Origin of the sequence: Corallococcus sp. AB032C, from assembly GCF_003668935.1 — a bacterium.
GTDB classification, from domain to species: Bacteria; Myxococcota; Myxococcia; order Myxococcales; family Myxococcaceae; genus Corallococcus; species Corallococcus exiguus.
Genome location: NZ_RAWP01000019.1, coordinates 71,342 through 86,715, shown reverse-complemented (window position 1 = coordinate 86,715; position 15,374 = coordinate 71,342). Strand labels below are relative to the sequence as shown.

Sequence of the window (15,374 nt, the reverse complement as noted above, 5' to 3'; positions counted from 1 at the left end):
CATGCGGATGGATGAAGCGCTCTACGCGTCGTTCCTGGAGGAGCTCCAGGCGCTGGAGAAGTTCCGGCTGGGCTACACGGCCCTGCACCCCGCGGCGCCGCTGGATGGCGAGGACGCGGACGTGCGGCGGCTCACGGAGGCCATGGCCCTGTTCACCGCTCGCACGCGCCGGGCGGGGCAGCGCGCGCTGGAGCGCAGCACGCTGCGGCTGTTCCAGCAGCACTTCGCCTACCTGCTCAATCCCATTCCCGCCATGGCCATGTTCCGCGCGGAGCCGGACGCGCGCTTCGTGGACGCCGCGGAGCTGCCCCGGGGCACGCCCTTCCTCCTCAACCCGGGCCTGGGGGGTGGTCCCACCGGGCCGCTCTCCCTGCGCACGCTGGCCCCGCTGCGGCTGTTGCCCGTGCGGCTCACCCAGGCGCGGCTGGAGCGCCAGGGCGAGGACGGCGCGCTGTTGCGGCTCGTCTTCGAAGGCGGCTTCCCGCGCAACGACTCACCCGGCGAGGTGCGGCTGCACATCAACCACCTCAACGACTTCCGGGCGTCCCTGGCGGTGTTCTTCCAGCTGAAGAGCGCCGTGCGCTCCGCCACCGTGTGCTTCGACGACGGGGCGGTGGAGCACGAGGTGAAGCCCTTCGACGCGCACTCGGGCCCGGTGCGCTTCGGCGCGCCCCGGCCGGTGGCGGCGGAGGGCGAGGCGTCCGAACACCCGCTGCAGCGGCTGCGGCAGCTGTTGCACTTCCCGCAGCAGGAGCTGTTCCTGGAGGCCCGCATCCCGCCGGCCCCCCGCAACTGGCAGGGCTTCACGCTGACGCTGCGCCTGGCGGGCCGCTGGCCGTCGGAGCTGGTGGTGGGGCCGGACTCGTTCGTGGCGCACGCGGTGCCGGTGGTGAACCTGCAGCGCGCCATGGCGGCGCCCGTGGATCACGACGGCACGAAGGAGCGGCACGCGGTGCAGCACCCGGATTCGTCCATGGGCTTCCGGCTGAACGCTGCCACGGGCGTGTACCAGCTGACCCCGAAGGGCATGGTGCCCCTGCGCCCTGGAGCCATCTCCGGAGGCGCGGACACGTACGAGCTGGAGCACGAAGGCCAGGCCCTGGCGCGCACGTCGTGGCTGGCGCTGGACATGCCGGACGCGTTCCTCAAGCCGGTGCGGCTGGGCGTGGACGGCCTGTGGCATCAGCCGCTGCCGCCGCGCTTCGATGCGCGGGGCTACCGGCCGGTGCTGGCGGACCGCTTCCTGGAAGGCGTGCCGTGGAGCCTGGTGGGCGCGGTGGCGCCCGGCGGGGACAACCCGGTGGAGCACGGGCAGCAGGCCCTGTTGCAGCTCCTGGCGCTGCGCACGCAGCGGTTCCTGGGGCGCGAGGACCTGCTGTTCCTCCTGGATGTGCTGGGCGTGCGGACGCAGCGGCACTTCCGGGATCTGCTGCCGTCCCTCACGGAGGTGTCCGTGAAGTCCAAGCCCTTCGCCCGGAGCGCCGCGGGCTTCAAGTACGTGTACCAGCTGGGCTTCGGGCCCATGGACGCGTCGCTGTTGCCGCTGGTGGACCTGTTGTGCGGCCGGCTGGTGGAGCTGTTCGCCGTCTGGAGCGCGGAGGACGTGGTGGAGCTGGAGGTGCGCCTGCCGCAGCGGGAGGCGCCCCTGCGCTACGTGCCCCTGCCGTGAGTCACTTCACCTGGGTCTTCGTCTGGGCGGTCATGTTGATCTTGATCATGCCGCCATAGGCGCAGGTGCACGTGCACGTGTCGGTGAGCGCCGGCTTGCCCTTGATCACCACGGTGGGCGAGCCCGGCGTCCACGGCGCGGGAATCACCGGCAGGCACGGCATGGGCTTGAGGACGCCCATCGCGGCGGCGGTGGCGGTGGCCACGGTGGGGTTCGCCATGGACTTGCACATGACGAAGGGCGGCACGTTCATGCCCGGGACGTTGTCCATGATGGTGGCCGCCGGCGCGGTGGAGTTCACCTTGTTGGCGGGCAGCACCGACAGCGTCGAGGGCGCCATCCCGAAGCTGCACTGGAGCATGGCTCCGGACACGACCTGGATTCCCATCAGCGTGACTCCACCCGGGCGCGCAGTGACGTGAGCGCCTGGAACAGGGGGTCTCCTGATTTCAGCTTCAGGGAGCCCATGAAGTACTGCGCACGGCACCACTCTTCATCCAACGGCCCGTCCTGCTGTCCGTTCAGGCGCCGCGCGTGGAGCGCGAAGCGCTCGATGCGGTCCGGCAGTGCGTCCGCGCCCAGGGCCTGTTCAATGCGGCGGCGCACGTCCGCCTCGCTGACCTCCACGCCGGGAGGCAGGTCGCCGGTGAAGACGACCAGCACGCTGCGATACGCGCCCGCCAGGCCGCTCTCCGGCACGGCCAGCCCCACCGTGTCCAGCCGGGGGCCGGGAGGCTCGCGCAGCGCGTTCGCGACCTCCTCGAAGAGGAACACCCGTCCCTCGCGCCGGGGCTCGCGCACGCCCAGGTGGTGGTACTGGCCGCGCACCCGCGTCAGGACGACGTGCGCGAGCGGCCGTCCGGCGTCTGGCAGGGGGGTGAAGAGCCCCGTGTCTCCCACGGCGTCCTGCCCGCTGTCGGTGAAGTCGCGCAGCGCCCAGGCGCGCCCGGGCGCGGGGGCGATGTCCGTGTGCACGTCCGCCGCCACGCGCCGGTGCGAGCACAGCACCGCGCCTCCCAACGCCGGGTCCACGCACACGTTGCCGCCGGGCACGCTGGCCAGCCCGCAGGCCTTGAGCGCGTCGCGCCAGGCGTAGAAGTCGAAGGGCGCCTGCGGATCCCTGAACCACAGGCCCACGTTCTTGAGCGGAAGGCGCGCGCGGGCCACCAGGTCGCGCACGGCGGGCGTGAGGCCCAGGGCCCGCACGGGGTGCTCGGTGAGCAGCGTGGGAGTGACGTCCAGGTCCGCGGGCTCCACGTGCAGGTACGTCGCGCCGCGCAGGAGCGTGGTGAAGTACAGCGCCGGCAGGTGCTGGAGCGGGTGGAAGCCCGGCGCCGCCAGGTGGTCCCCCGGGTTCAGTCCGAAGGTCAGCAGCCCGTCCACCAGCGCGCTCCGCCACGCGTCCCCGGCGGTGAGCGGCACGGGCACGTCGCTGGGTTTGGCCAGCGGAGAGAAGAGCAGGCCCACCGGCTCGGAGGGCTTGTACGTGTACGACGCGAGCGCGGGCGGCACCTGCGTCTGCATGGGCAGGAGCCGCGCGGCGTGCTTGCCCAGGAGCGGCGCCTGGTGAGGCTCGGCGGCGATGTGTTGGGGCGCGAGCGCGTCCAGCCGGCGCGCCACGAAGGCGCGGGCCCCGGGCGGCAGGAGGCTCACGCACGCGCCCAGGCCCAGCGCGGCGCACAGCGACACCATCAGCTCCGCGCCCGGCGGCAGCATCAGGCACAGCTTCGCGCCCGGCTTCACCCCCAACCCCGCCCAGGCGGTGGCCCGCCGCGAGGCCTGCTCCTGGAGCTGGCGGTAGCTCAGCGTGCGCCAGCCCTGCGTCCGCGAGTACGCGCGCAGCGCGATGCGGTCCGTGGTGGCGTGGCGGGCCACCAGGTCGTGGAAGAAGTCGTGGTGCTGGCCGGTGCGGCTCTTGAAGGGCGTGCTCCGGCCGGCGTGGATGGGGGCCATCGCGGCGGCGAAGCCATCCGGATCCTCCCAGCTTCGCGCAAGCCACGCGGGCACGCTGTCCGGAGGCGGCTGGGTGCCGTCGAACGCGGCGAGGACGATGCGTGGCTCGAAGGTCATGGCGAGGGTGACGGCGCGGGTTCAGGGGGGAGCAGCTCGCGGGTGGGCACCGGCTCCACGCTCGAGTCCGGGACGTACTCCGGCCGCGTCTTGAACTCCTCCAGGCGCAGGTGGGGCACGGGCTCCGGGAGCACCTCCATCCGGGGAGGAGGCTCCTGGCGGAACGACACGCCCAGGAGCACCCGGGCGATGGGCGTGCCCGGCGTGCGTCCCAGGCCGGGCCCCGCGAGCGCGTGCAGCTCCAGTCCCTCCGATAGCGGGATGCGTCCGCCGGCCAGCACCTCCACAGCGGGCTGGTCCATGTCCGCCGCGAAGGCGGCCTTCACCGCCAGTTCGCCGCGCAGGCCCTGTCCGGCCGTCGTCAACCCGGCGCCCAGGCGGACCTCCAGGGTCTGTCCGGAGGCGTTCGGCGCGGAGAGCGGGTTGCGCGAGCGCAGCAGCATGCCGGCCTCCAGCGCGGGCTTGAGGAACCCCACCTGCGTGCCGATGGCGGCCAGGGCGCGCACGCGGATGCCCGAGTCCCGGCCCAGCACCGCCGCGCTGCCGATGGGCAGCCCCACGCCCAGGTCCATGGCGAGGTCCACGGGGTGGTCGTCACGGCGCGACAAGAGCCCCAGGCGCGCCTGTATCTCCGGGGTGCCCAGGCCCTGCGAGGCCAGCGGCGTCAGGCCCAGGGGCGCTGGATCATCCCCCTGCTGCCACAACACCACGGGCACCTGCGCGCCCACCTCCAGCCAGGGCAGCACGCCGTAGCTGCCCGCCAGGACGGAGGACGCGCGGTTGCGCACGGCCTCCAGGCGGCGCTCGCCGTTGAGGAGCACGAGCGGCAGCTGTTGGTACTGGCCCACCAGCCCCAGGCTCATGCCGCCGGGCACCAGCAGCTCGCCGTTGCGCATCACCGCGGTTCCGCGGCCGGGGTTGATCTCCAGGTGCTCCAATTCGAAGCCGGGCAGGGCGGACTGGGCCCAGGCGGGCAGGGCGCTCAACAGGACCGCGGCGGCGGCGCCGTGCACGGACAGGAATTTGGGCATGGGCATGATGGCGCTCTGTCCCGCTTCCGGCGGGACGCGCTCCCCCGGCGGGCATCATACCCAGACAGCGACGCGAAACATAGCCGTGCCCGGCGGAACGGATGAGCAGGGAATGGGTCGGCGCGGCCCTGATGCATCGGGTTGGCGACCTGCTCGGTCCTGGTGTTCCGGCGGCGCACCTGGGGTCGGGTGGGAGATGTGTGTGTTTTTTTGTCGGCGTCAGGAGGCCGGCAGCTCCACGATGAAAGTCGCGCCGTGGCCGGGTTGGCTCTCCACGCGCAGGGTGCCGTGGTGGGCTTCGACAATCTGTCTGGTGATGAAGAGGCCCAATCCCAGACCGCCATAATGCCGTGTCGACACGGCGCGGGTGAATTTCTCGAAGATGGCCTGGAGGCTCCCCGGCGAGATGCCGATGCCTTCGTCCCTCACGCTCAGCCTCGCCCGGCCGCGGACCTGCTCCACGCGAAGCGTCACCGGGTGGCCCGTGCCGTACTTCAGCGCGTTGGACAGCAGGCTGCTCGCCACCTGTTCCAGCCGGTGGCGGTCCCAGCGGCCCACGACACCCGGTGTCTCATGGACGATGAGCTCGCAGCCCGCCTTCGCCGCCTGGGTTTGGAAGCGCTCCACCGTGTCGCGCACCACGTCCGCCAGGTCCACGTCCTCCAGTTGCAGCGGTGCGGAGGGGCCCGTGAGCTGCGTCACCTCCAGCAGGTCGTTGATGAGCGTGGTCATCTTCCGTATCTGCCCGGAGACGGTCTCCGCCGTCTTCACCACGCGCTCCCGCAGCGACTCCAGCGTCTGTTCCGCCTGCGCGTCCTTGACCAGGGATTGGAGCTTGAGCTGCAACGGCGTCAGCGGCGTCTTCAATTCATGTGATGCCACCGTCAGGAATTCGTCCCGCAGCGACACGGCGTGCTGGAGCTGGGCCTGCAACTTTCTCAGCTCGGTGACGTCCTGGAGCGCCAGGAGGACCGCCTCCGGGTGGCCGTGCTGGGCGGGCAGGGTGCCCGCCTCCACCAGCAGGGAGTAATGTCCTGTGGGCGTGTGCCAGACGACCGGCTCCGCGTGCACGGGATCGCCCCTCACCGCGCGGATGCCGGGGATCTCCTCCATGGTCAGCTCGCGGCCCGCTTCGTCCGTGAAGCGGTGCGCGCCGCCCATGTAGTTCTCCTCCCGCAGGCCCCCGGGGAAATCACCGCCAGCCATCTGCCGGGCCGCCTGGTTCGCGAAGATGATGCGGCCGGTCACGGGCTCCACCAGGATGATGGCCACGGGCGTCCGGTCCAGCATCGCCTCCAGCCACTGCTGCTGGTTCCTCAGGGACGCGGCGGACTCCTCCAGCTTCTTCCGGGCCTCCACCCGCTCCGTCACGTCGACGGCGAATGACAGCACGGAGTCCACCTGGCCCCGCACGTCGCGCAGCGGCTGGTACACCACGTCGAACCGCCGCGTCGACTGGGCCCCGTCGCCCTGGAAGTCGGTGGTGACCGCGACCTCCTTCTCGACGAAGGACTCTCCACGGGTATAGGCCTGCTCCAAGAGCCGCGAGTACTCGACCCCCCGTTCGTCCTCGACGTCCTTGACGGAGGTGCCCATCAGGTCCGCGCCTCCCGACAGCACCTTGTAGAGGGGGTTCACCAGCGTGAAGACCTGCCGCTCTCCGGAGAGGATGGCGATGGACGCCGGGGCGCTCGTCAGCACGGAGCGCAGCCTCGCGCGCTCGTTCTCCGCCTGGGCCTCCGCCTGCTTGCGCTCGGTGATGTCCTCCGCCGTGGACACCCACTCCCGGATGACACCCTTGTCACCGAACACGGGCACCGCCCGGCCCACGACGTCCCGGTAGCCCCCCGCGTGGAAGCGCAGGCGGAACTCGCCCCGGTAGGACGCCTTCGTGCGCAGGGACTCCACCCAGCTGCGCACCACGCGCTTGCGGTCGTCCGGGTGGATGGCGGTGAGCCAGCCCAGCCCCAGGTGTTCCTCGTGCGTCTGGCCCGTGAAGGCCAGCCAGCGCGGCGCGGGCTCCACCACCTCGCCCCGGGCGTTGGTGGACCACACCGGCTGGGTCATGGCCTCCACCAGTGAGCGGTAGCGCTGCTCGCTGGCCTGGAGCGCGTCGTGGGCCCTGCGCTGTTCGGTGACCTCCGACACGATGACGCCGATGCCCAGCAACACGCCGGAGTGGGTGCGCACCGGGTAGTAGCTGACGAGGAAGTGGCGCTCCACGCCCACCTCCTTCGAGGTGGCGCCCACCACCTCTATCGTCTGCGCGCTCCCTCCCTCCAGGATGCGCTGATACTGGGGACGGAGGGTGGGCCACATCTCCGGGACGATGTCCTGCACCTTGCGCCCCAGGTGCGCGGCGCGCGGGAGGCCATTCATGGCGGCGAGCGCGTCGTTGACCTGGACGAAGCGCTGCTCCATGTCCACCACCGCGAGGCCCACCGGCGTGCTCGCCACCAGCGTCTCGAGGAGCAGCCGGGAATGCGCGTCGGAGAGGGTCTCGAGGGTCTCCGGGTCGAAGCTTGCGCTGGGGCTCTCCACGCGCGCCTCCTTTGACCCCAGCCCTTCCCGGCGAGCTTGGAGGCAGGGCCCCGTAACGCCGCTTCCCACCATGGGAGTGGCCTGATCTGGAGGGTGTGCATCCCCGACCCCGGTGGGCAATCCACACCGGCCCGGAGACGCGGCTGCCGCCTGGCTGGCCCCCAATGACAGACAGGCAGCGGGCCGGGCCCTCCCATGGGCTCATGCACGCGGAGGGCCGGGCGCATCCTCGTCAGCTGGCTTGGATTGCCAGGGCCAGCGCCTGTCGATCTCCACCTCCAGGGTGAAGCTGAGGAAGGTCCGGATGAGGACGATGAGGCCCAGGATGAGCACCTGCCGCAGCGAGGGCGCCCCCGCGACCGTGCGGATGATGTCCGCCGCCACGAGCAGCTCCAGTCCCAGCAGGATGGCGCGGCCCAGGTAGTGGCGAAGCTGGCGGTACGCCTCCGCCCTCCGCGGTCCCCGTACATCCCGGAGGACGAGCGCCACGGACACCACCGTTCCCACCACCATCACGCCCACGCCCGAGGCGTCGAACAATTGGGCGGCCAGGGCCACCAGATCCTCGAATCGCATCCACCGATCCCCCTCCGGCAAAGGTGGTTTGCGACGCAGCGGACAGCCACCGCGATCCACCCTCCCCTTGGGATGGGAAGCCCGTCGGAATAGACACACAAAATATCAAAGCAATACATGTGTGCAGTGTTGACGGCGGCTGGGTTCCTGATTCATTGTCGCCGCCCTTCGCGTGTCACAGCGGGAGACGGGCGGTTTCCGAGGGGTGCCGGGGGGTGCCGTGGCGCAGCAGTTTGAAGCCAGACATGACATTGCCCTGGAGGGTCGTTTCGCGTGATTCGCGAGATCCTCAGCGGACTGCTTTGGCAGGGCCGGGTGGCCTTGCGCAGCGGCGACGTGCGCGTCTTCGCCGCGCATGGCTACGTGGATGAGGGCTACCGGCCTTCGCGCGTGCCGTTCCTCTCCGTCGTCGGTCCGCTGGGCCTGTTCCCCGAACCCGAGCGAGAGAACGGCCGCACGGGCGTCGCCACCTTCCGTGTGCCGGGTCACCTCGTCGGCAGGCCTCGCGCCTCCGGGGACAGCGTGCCCCCCAATGGCTCGCTCCAGCTGCGCCTGGATGGCCGCGCAACCGTCACCCTCACGGGCCTGCCGGGCGGCTCGTTCGCCTCCGCCGCGACGGGCCCCGCGCTCGCCGCCGCCATCAACGCGCGGCTGGCGGATGCGCTCACCGGTGGACTCTTCCAGGAACCCACGGGCGCGCCGCTCACGGACCCGCTGCTGCTGGATGCGCTCGCCGCCGTCATCGCTCGCTGGGACGTGGAGGGGAGCCGGCTCGCGATCAGCTCCGACGCGGGCATCCCTTCCATGGAGTTCCGCTCCAGCGTGGAGGTGCTGCCCGTCACTGGCGGCATCGAAGGGCCTCTGGGATTGAAGCCTCCGGAGCGTTCCCAAGAGGGCAGGGTGTTCCTCAGCAAGATCCGCGCGCCCAAGGCCATGGCCATCGATGTGCAGGTGGACCTGTGGGCGGGCTCGCAGGTGGACCTGGCGTCCATCATGGACACGGTGGCGCTCTCCATCCCCACGCGCGGACAGATGGTGCTGCGCCCGTCGCTGCTGGCCGAGGATGTGCCCGAAGGCGCCACGACGGTCCGCCTGCTGACGCGCGGCGAGCCCACCACGGCCCTGTCCCTGGTGCACCTGGAGGCCAGCGACCAGAACCTGGAGCGCGCGCGCGGCGGACGCGTGGACCTGACGCCCGGCGCGTCCTTCCTTCCCACCGCCGAGGGCCTGCGCCTGTCCGGCACGGGCACCGCCTCCGTCCTCGTCTATCCCATGCCCGCGGTGCCCGACCTCTTCCACGCCGACAATCCGGCCCCGGACGGACTGGCGTTGTCACTGGGGCTGCGCGTCGCCGCTGGCGCCGTGGCCGCGCAGTCGTTGCCGGTGGCCGTGCTGATGGCGCAGGGGCAGCCCGTGCTGCGGCTCATCGTCCGCTACGAGCAGGTGGACACCGGGCTCATGGGCGAGGTGGTGGCCACCGCGACGCTGGCGCAGGCCACCGGGACTCAGGTCGCGGAGACGCGCTGGCGGCTTCCGGTGGAGCGGCTGGAGGCCGGCGTGGTGCTGCACGCGCGGCTGGAGGCGGGGGAGGGCGTGGTGTGGCTGTCGGCGGACGGGGTGCCGCAGCCGCTCCAGGATGCGGAGGCCACGCCCGCGCCGCCTGTCGCCGCGCCAGGCGTCACCGTCGCCGCGAGCGACATGGTGCTCACGCTGGGGGCGCAGGCGGGCACGCCGTTGGATTTCACCGTGGACCACGTGCACCTGGTGGCGGAGCCCGTGGGGCCGTTGGATCCGGCGCTGCGCCGCTCCGTCACGGCGGCCTCGCGCCTCAAGCCCGGCGACGTGATGGTGCTGGGCTCGAGCGACGACGGCTACCGCGTGGGCAAGCAGCGCTTCCAGGCGCTGGTGCTGGGACTGGATGGCGACCGCGTGACGCTCAGTCGCCCTGTGGAGGGCGCCTGGGCCCGGGGCCGTACGCTCGTGTTCCAGGAGGAGTGCTTTTTCTTTCAGACGCAGCTGCGCCGCCGCGACGACCTCTTGAACCACCTGTACCGCTGCTGTGTGGACTACCGGGTCTCCGCGCTGATGGACGAGCCGAACGCGCGCAGCACCGCCCGCCTCGTCGAGACGCCGCGGGTGGATCTCATCGCGCGGGGTGCTGCGCGAGGCGCCAGCGGCCATCCGGGAACATCTGTCACAGAAGTCGATACCGCCAGGCGCGGGACCATCTGAAACCAGGAGGATGAACGTGGCTGAGCGACTGCATCCGGGCGTCTATGTCGAGGAGATCAGTGCCGGTGCGCGCCCCATTGAAGGGGTGGGCACGTCCACGGCGGCGTTCGTCGGGCGCACGGCGCGAGGCATCCCGGCCCTGGCCTCGTTCGTCACCGGCTTCGCCGAGTACGAGCGGGCCTTTGGCGGACACGAGCCCGGGGAGGCGGGCCTTGTCGCGCAGGCGGTGGAGGCCTTCTTCGACTCGGGCGGTCGGCGCGCCTACGTCGTGCGCGTGCTGCCGTCCGACGCGGTGGGCGGCGTGTCCACGCCCCTGGTCGCGAGAGCGGGCGGAAGCCTCAACGCCCTCACGTTCCTGGCGCGGGGCGCGGGCGAGTGGTCCGACTACCTCCGCGTCAACGTGAGCGACTCCCTCAACTTCCCCAGCGAGGCGTTCCGCGTGGAGGTGATGTGGACGGAGGCCGGGGCCACGCGCCGCCTGGAGACGTTCGAGGACGTGCGCATGGACCTGTCCAGCGAGGACTATGTCGGCGACCGCATCAACGACATCTCCCGCTACCTCCGCGTGCGCGACGAGTTCCAGGTGGCGCTCGCCGCGAGGGCTCCCGGCGCGGTGCTCGTCCCGGGCGTGCCTCCCCGGCTCAAGGCCGCGGTGCTGGCCAGCACGAAGTACAGCCTCTATGACGGCGGCAAGCTCCAGGTCTCCACCTGGGACGAGGCCCAGCCGGACCTGCCCCGCACGACGCTGGATGTCTCCATCACCCAGGCCCTGGTGGTGGCCGCCGTGCCGGCCGCCGCGTTCGTCAACGGCCGCGTGCAGCTGACCGCCACGGAGCTCAAGGCCTTCCTCACCCAGGCCGTCACCTCGGCGAGTCTCACCAACACCTTCGTCATCGGCGGCACGGACTCGCCGGAGATTGCGCTGAAGGTCGCCACCGGGCCCACGCTCACCATCCCCAAGCCCACGGGCGCGACGTACGACCTGGATCCGGAGGACGCGAAGGTCACCGTGGGACCGCCGGGCGGCACCACGGTGGTGCCCATCCCCATCCTGGCGGTGGACAAGGGCGCGGTGACGCCCGCGGAGTTGAACCACTCGCTGAGCGTGGCGCTGGCCGGCAAGGTCGCGTCGGTGGTGACGGACGCGCAGGGCAACACCGTCATCACGGGCCTGGCCACGGCCGCGGGCACCTCCATGTTGTCGCTCTCCGCCACCGGCTTCACCGGCACCGGCGCCGCTGGCACGGCGGGCATGAGCGCGGAGTCCTTCGACGGGCTCCAGCTCTCCATCAGCGAAACGCTCCAGCCCACGGTGCCCACCATGCTCCGGCAGCTGGGCTTCGCGCCGCGCGCGCGTGGCTACTCGGATGACTCGCCCGCGAACCCGGTGGTGCGTCCGTCTTCGGTGACGAACCTGCGGCTCCTGGGCGGCGACGACGGCGCGGGCCTCCTGGACACGTCCGACTTCGCGGGCGACGCGAAGCTGCGCACGGGCCTGCACGCGCTGGACACGGAGGACGTCAACATCGTGGCGCTGCCCGGCAAGAACGAGGTGTCGTTCATCGCCGCTGGCGTCGCGTACTGCGACAACCGGGGTGACTGCTTCTTCCTTGCGGACGGCCCTGGCGGCGTGGACAAGGACTTCGCGGTGGTGCCGGACGACGCGAAGCAGTTCGTGGACGGGCTGCCCTCGCGCTCGAAGAACTCGGCCATGTTCTACCCGTGGATTCGCGTGGCGGACCCCGTGGGCGTGGGCCGCAACCCCACGCGGTTGGTGCCGCCCTCCGGCCATGTGGCGGGCCTCTTCGCGCGCACGGACACCACGCGCGGCGTGTGGAAGGCGCCAGCTGGCATCGAGGCGTCTCTCGCCAATGCGTTGGGCCTCCAGTACCCCGTCATCGACGCGGAGCAGGACCAGCTCAACCCGGCGAGCCTCAACTGCCTGCGCCAGTTCCCCGGCGTGGGGCTGGTGTCGTGGGGCTCGCGGACGCTGTCGCCGGACCCGGAGTGGCGCTACATCCCGGTGCGCCGCACCGCGCTCTTCCTCAAGGAGTCGCTGAGGCGCGGCCTGATGTGGGCGGTGTTCGAGCCCAACGACGAAGAGCTCTGGGGCCGCATCCGCGTCGCCATCGAATCCTTCATGCTGGGGCTGTTCCGGCAGGGCGCGTTCCAGGGCAGCACGCCGGAAGAGGCCTTCAGCGTCGTCTGCGACCGGAGCACCAACCCGCAGGAGAACGTGGACGCGGGCATCGTCACCGCGCAGGTGGCCTTCGCGCCGCTGAAGCCCGCGGAGTTCGTGGTCATCGAAATCAGCCAGAAGAGCCTGCTGGCGGCCTGATGCCCACGCCCGTCCCCGCCAACGCCCGCAACCCGCTGCGGACCTTCCAGTTCCGGCTCCGGATGAGCACATCCGCGGCCGGCGACTACGTGGCGGGAGTGCGCACCGTGTCCGGCCTGTCCGTCAGCGTGGGTGCCTATGAGACGTGGGAGGGCGGCAACAACCTGCACCGGTACGCCCAGCCCCACAAGGTGAACTGGGAGCCGCTCGTGCTGGAGCAGGGGCTGGCGCTGGACGACACGCTGGAGCGCTGGGCGCGCGCGGTGCTGGAGTTCGCGCGCACCGGCAAGGCGCCCGGCGAGCCGGTGAAGCGCGACCTCTTCATCGACGTATGGGACGCCTACGCGCACCCCACGGACGTGCCGCCGCCCGGAGGCATGGAGGCGCGCATCCGCAGCTTCCACGTGCACAACGCGTGGGTGAGCAAGTTCCACGCCCTGCCCAAGCTGGACGCCATGGCGGGCGAGGTGGCGCTCCTGACGCTGGAGCTCACCCACGAGGGCTGGGAGCCGGTGCCACGGCCCGTGCTGTCCATGCCCGCGACGAGCCTCCCGACGCCCTGACGTCCCCATTCGAGGAGTGAAGCCATGCCCCGATTCGTCGAATCCACGAAGCGTGACCCGTACCGCAACTTCAACTTCCGCGTGCTCTTCAACAACATCGAGGTGGCCGCGTGCCGGAAGATTTCCGGCATCACCGGCACCGTGGAGGTGGTGAAGTTCCGCTCCGGCAACAGCCCGTCCTCCGTGGACGAGCTGTCCCCGGGCCGGGTGCACTACGAGCCCCTCACGCTGGAGGCGGGCCTCACCCAGGACACGACGTTCCGGGACTGGGCCACCCAGCTCATCCGGCACGAAGCCACGCCCGGATTCCGCTCGGCGGAGCCGGACTTCCGGCGCACCGTGGAGATTCTCGTCTTCGACCTGGACTTCAACCGCGCGGTGAAGAAGTTCGTGCTGCGCAACGCGTGGGTCTCGAAGTTCACCGCGATGTCGGAGCTGGCCGCGGAGGCGAACGAGATCCTCATCGAGTCCCTGGAGGTCCAGCACGAGGGCTTCACGCTGGAGCCGGTGGTCTGACGTGCTCCTGGAACCTCCCATCCCGGTGCTGCTGCCGCACGGCCTCTTCGACGAGGACGGCCGCTGTCACCGCCAGGGCGATCTGCGCCCGCTCACCGGCCGCGAGGAGTGGGCGCTGGCCCAGGCCGGCGAGCGTCCCGGCCCGCGCGCGGTGAGCGGGTGGCTGGCGGCGTGTCTGGGACGGTTGGGGGACTACGCGTGCGTGGACGCGGAGCTGGCGGCCTGCCTCACGCGCGGAGACAGGCACCACGTGGCGCTGCACCTGCGGGCCCGGATGTACGGGGACCGGGCGACGCTGGTGGCGCGCTGCCCCGCGCCCGGATGCGAGGCGATGGCGGACGTGGACGTGCGGCTCTCCGCGCTCTCGCCGGAGCGGGTGGACGCGGCGCCGGAGGTGCTCACCGTGGCGCTGCCGGAGGGACGGGCGGAGGTGCGCGAGCCCACGGGCGAGGACGACGCGCTGCTCGCGGAAGTGCATGGCACGCGGGCGGAGCGGTCCGCGCTCCTGTGGTCGCGGCTGGTGGTGGTGGATGGGCAGACGCTGACGCCTTCCGCGTGGCTGGCCCTGCCCGCGCGCTCACGGCACGCGGTGGCGCTGGCGTTGGCGGACGGCACGAGCGCTCCGGACCTGGGGCTGCTGGCGCGCTGCCCGAAGTGCTCCGCGTGGTTGGAGCTGGAGCTGGATCCGTTCGCGCTGCTGGCTCGCGAGCTGCGGGGTGGGGCGGCGCGGTTGGAGACGGAGGTGCACGTGCTGGCCTTCCACTACCACTGGTCGGAGGCGGACATCCTGGCCCTGCCTCGGGCCAGGCGGTGGCGCTACCTGGAGCTGCTTCGCAACGAGCTGGAAGGCCGTCCGCTGGTGGATGGCTGGAGCTGACGAGAGGACGCGCACGCCATGGCCCCACCCCCGGTGCAAGGACAGGTCGGACTCACTCGCCGCGAGATGGAGCGTGAGCTCGCGTGGATGCTGCGCAGCGTCCCGGACAACCCCAAGGAGTTCGTGAAGCTGTTCACCCAGACGGTGGTGGCGCTGATGGACAAGAACAACGAAGCCATTGCCCGGAGCCTCGCTCAGCGCGAGCCGCCCGGCGCTCGGGGCAATGGATGACGCGCAACCTGGATCCGACGCTCATCGCGTTCGATCAGCAGCTCCAGAAGGGCATGCTGGTGACGCTGCCGCCGTCGTCCGCCGACCCGAAGGCCGCGTCGGGCGTGATCGCGCTGCGCTTCCAGTACAACCCGGAGACGGTGACGCGCACGCGTGCGGGCCAGTGGGAGACGAAGCCCGGCAAGACGCCCGAGCAGACCAAGATCCTCACCGATGGTCAGCGCGGCGGCGGCCTGCACGCCAAGAGCGAGACCATTGCCCTGAAGCTCGTCTTCGACGTGACGGAGGCGCTGCTGCGCGACACGAAGGGGGAGGGCATCCAGGGCGTGCTGCCGGAGCTGGCCATGCTGGAGGGCATGGCGCTGGGCAAGGACCAGACGGGGGACGAGGAGAAGAAGCCCGCGACGAAGCTCGTCTCGCTCAACCCCACGGAGCTGCTCTTGATGCTGGGGCCGCGCACCTTCCCGGTGGTCATCACCGGGATGACCATCGTGGAGCAGCGCTTCGACCCGGCGTTGTTCCCGCTGCGCGCGGAGGTGGACCTGCGCATGCGCATCCTGGAGGTGGGGGAGAACGCGGCGAACAGCAAGGTGGAGCAGGCGTTCGCGAACCTGCGCGACCAGCGCCTGCGGATGGAGGACCTGGCGGCGGTGAAGGGCGCGGACGCGAGCACCCTCATCGCGCAGGCCCTGGCGCCGCAGGTGAAGCTCAACGGGGCGAGCTGAAGAGA

At 71.3% G+C, this 15,374-nt stretch carries 13 protein-coding genes; 8 read left to right on the top strand and 5 right to left on the bottom strand.

The window, feature by feature from the left end:
• Position 1 precedes the first annotated feature (1 nt).
• Positions 2-1,669, top strand: coding sequence for a type VI secretion system baseplate subunit TssF (locus tag D7X99_RS11300; protein WP_121777778.1), 1,668 nt, complete (start codon positions 2-4; stop codon positions 1,667-1,669).
• Between the two features lies 1 nt (position 1,670).
• On the opposite strand, the gene D7X99_RS11295 is transcribed toward D7X99_RS11300, so the two are convergent.
• From D7X99_RS11295 to D7X99_RS11275, 5 genes are all read right to left on the bottom strand, one after another.
• Positions 1,671-2,057 (bottom strand): DUF4280 domain-containing protein, encoded by a 387-nt coding sequence (locus tag D7X99_RS11295; protein ID WP_121777777.1) that lies wholly within the window; start codon positions 2,055-2,057, stop codon positions 1,671-1,673.
• On the bottom strand, positions 2,057-3,739 hold the full coding sequence (locus D7X99_RS11290) for an AMP-binding protein (protein ID WP_121777776.1): 1,683 nt from the start codon (positions 3,737-3,739) through the stop codon (positions 2,057-2,059). The genes D7X99_RS11295 and D7X99_RS11290 overlap by 1 nt, the downstream gene beginning before the upstream one ends.
• On the bottom strand, positions 3,736-4,776 hold the full coding sequence (locus D7X99_RS11285) for a hypothetical protein (RefSeq protein ID WP_121759476.1): 1,041 nt from the start codon (positions 4,774-4,776) through the stop codon (positions 3,736-3,738). Before D7X99_RS11285 ends, D7X99_RS11290 begins: the two co-directional genes overlap by 4 nt.
• Positions 4,777-4,989: 213 nt before the next feature.
• Positions 4,990-7,311: a PAS domain-containing sensor histidine kinase gene (locus tag D7X99_RS11280; protein WP_158626986.1), complete on the bottom strand. Its 2,322-nt coding sequence runs from the start codon at positions 7,309-7,311 to the stop codon at positions 4,990-4,992.
• Positions 7,312-7,512: 201 nt separating this feature from the next.
• A complete protein-coding gene (locus tag D7X99_RS11275) occupies positions 7,513-7,887 on the bottom strand; it encodes a DUF1622 domain-containing protein (RefSeq protein ID WP_121777773.1) in 375 nt (124 codons plus the stop codon).
• 273 nt (positions 7,888-8,160) lie between these two features.
• Between D7X99_RS11275 and D7X99_RS11270 the strand changes: the two genes are divergently transcribed.
• From D7X99_RS11270 to D7X99_RS11245, 7 genes are read left to right on the top strand one after another with little or no spacing between them, the layout of a single operon-like run.
• Complete coding sequence (locus D7X99_RS11270) at positions 8,161-10,119, top strand: hypothetical protein (RefSeq protein ID WP_121777772.1); 1,959 nt, start codon at positions 8,161-8,163, stop codon at positions 10,117-10,119.
• A 16-nt stretch (positions 10,120-10,135) separates the two neighbouring features.
• Positions 10,136-12,457, top strand: coding sequence for a phage tail sheath subtilisin-like domain-containing protein (locus D7X99_RS11265; RefSeq protein WP_158626985.1), 2,322 nt, complete (start codon positions 10,136-10,138; stop codon positions 12,455-12,457).
• Positions 12,457-13,020, top strand: a complete 564-nt coding sequence (locus D7X99_RS11260; protein ID WP_121777770.1) for a phage tail protein — start codon at positions 12,457-12,459, stop codon at positions 13,018-13,020. Before D7X99_RS11265 ends, D7X99_RS11260 begins: the two co-directional genes overlap by 1 nt.
• Before the next feature lie 24 nt (positions 13,021-13,044).
• A complete protein-coding gene (locus D7X99_RS11255) occupies positions 13,045-13,536 on the top strand; it encodes a phage tail protein (RefSeq protein WP_120574497.1) in 492 nt (163 codons plus the stop codon).
• 1 nt (position 13,537) lies between these two features.
• Positions 13,538-14,413 (top strand): hypothetical protein, encoded by an 876-nt coding sequence (locus D7X99_RS11250; protein WP_121777769.1) that lies wholly within the window; start codon positions 13,538-13,540, stop codon positions 14,411-14,413.
• 18 nt (positions 14,414-14,431) lie between these two features.
• The gene (locus D7X99_RS42290; protein WP_126932725.1) at positions 14,432-14,644 is read left to right on the top strand and encodes a hypothetical protein; all 213 of its coding nucleotides are present in this window, start codon (positions 14,432-14,434) and stop codon (positions 14,642-14,644) included.
• Positions 14,641-15,369, top strand: coding sequence for a hypothetical protein (locus D7X99_RS11245; protein WP_120594165.1), 729 nt, complete (start codon positions 14,641-14,643; stop codon positions 15,367-15,369). The genes D7X99_RS42290 and D7X99_RS11245 overlap by 4 nt, the downstream gene beginning before the upstream one ends.
• Positions 15,370-15,374: the final 5 nt, after the last annotated feature.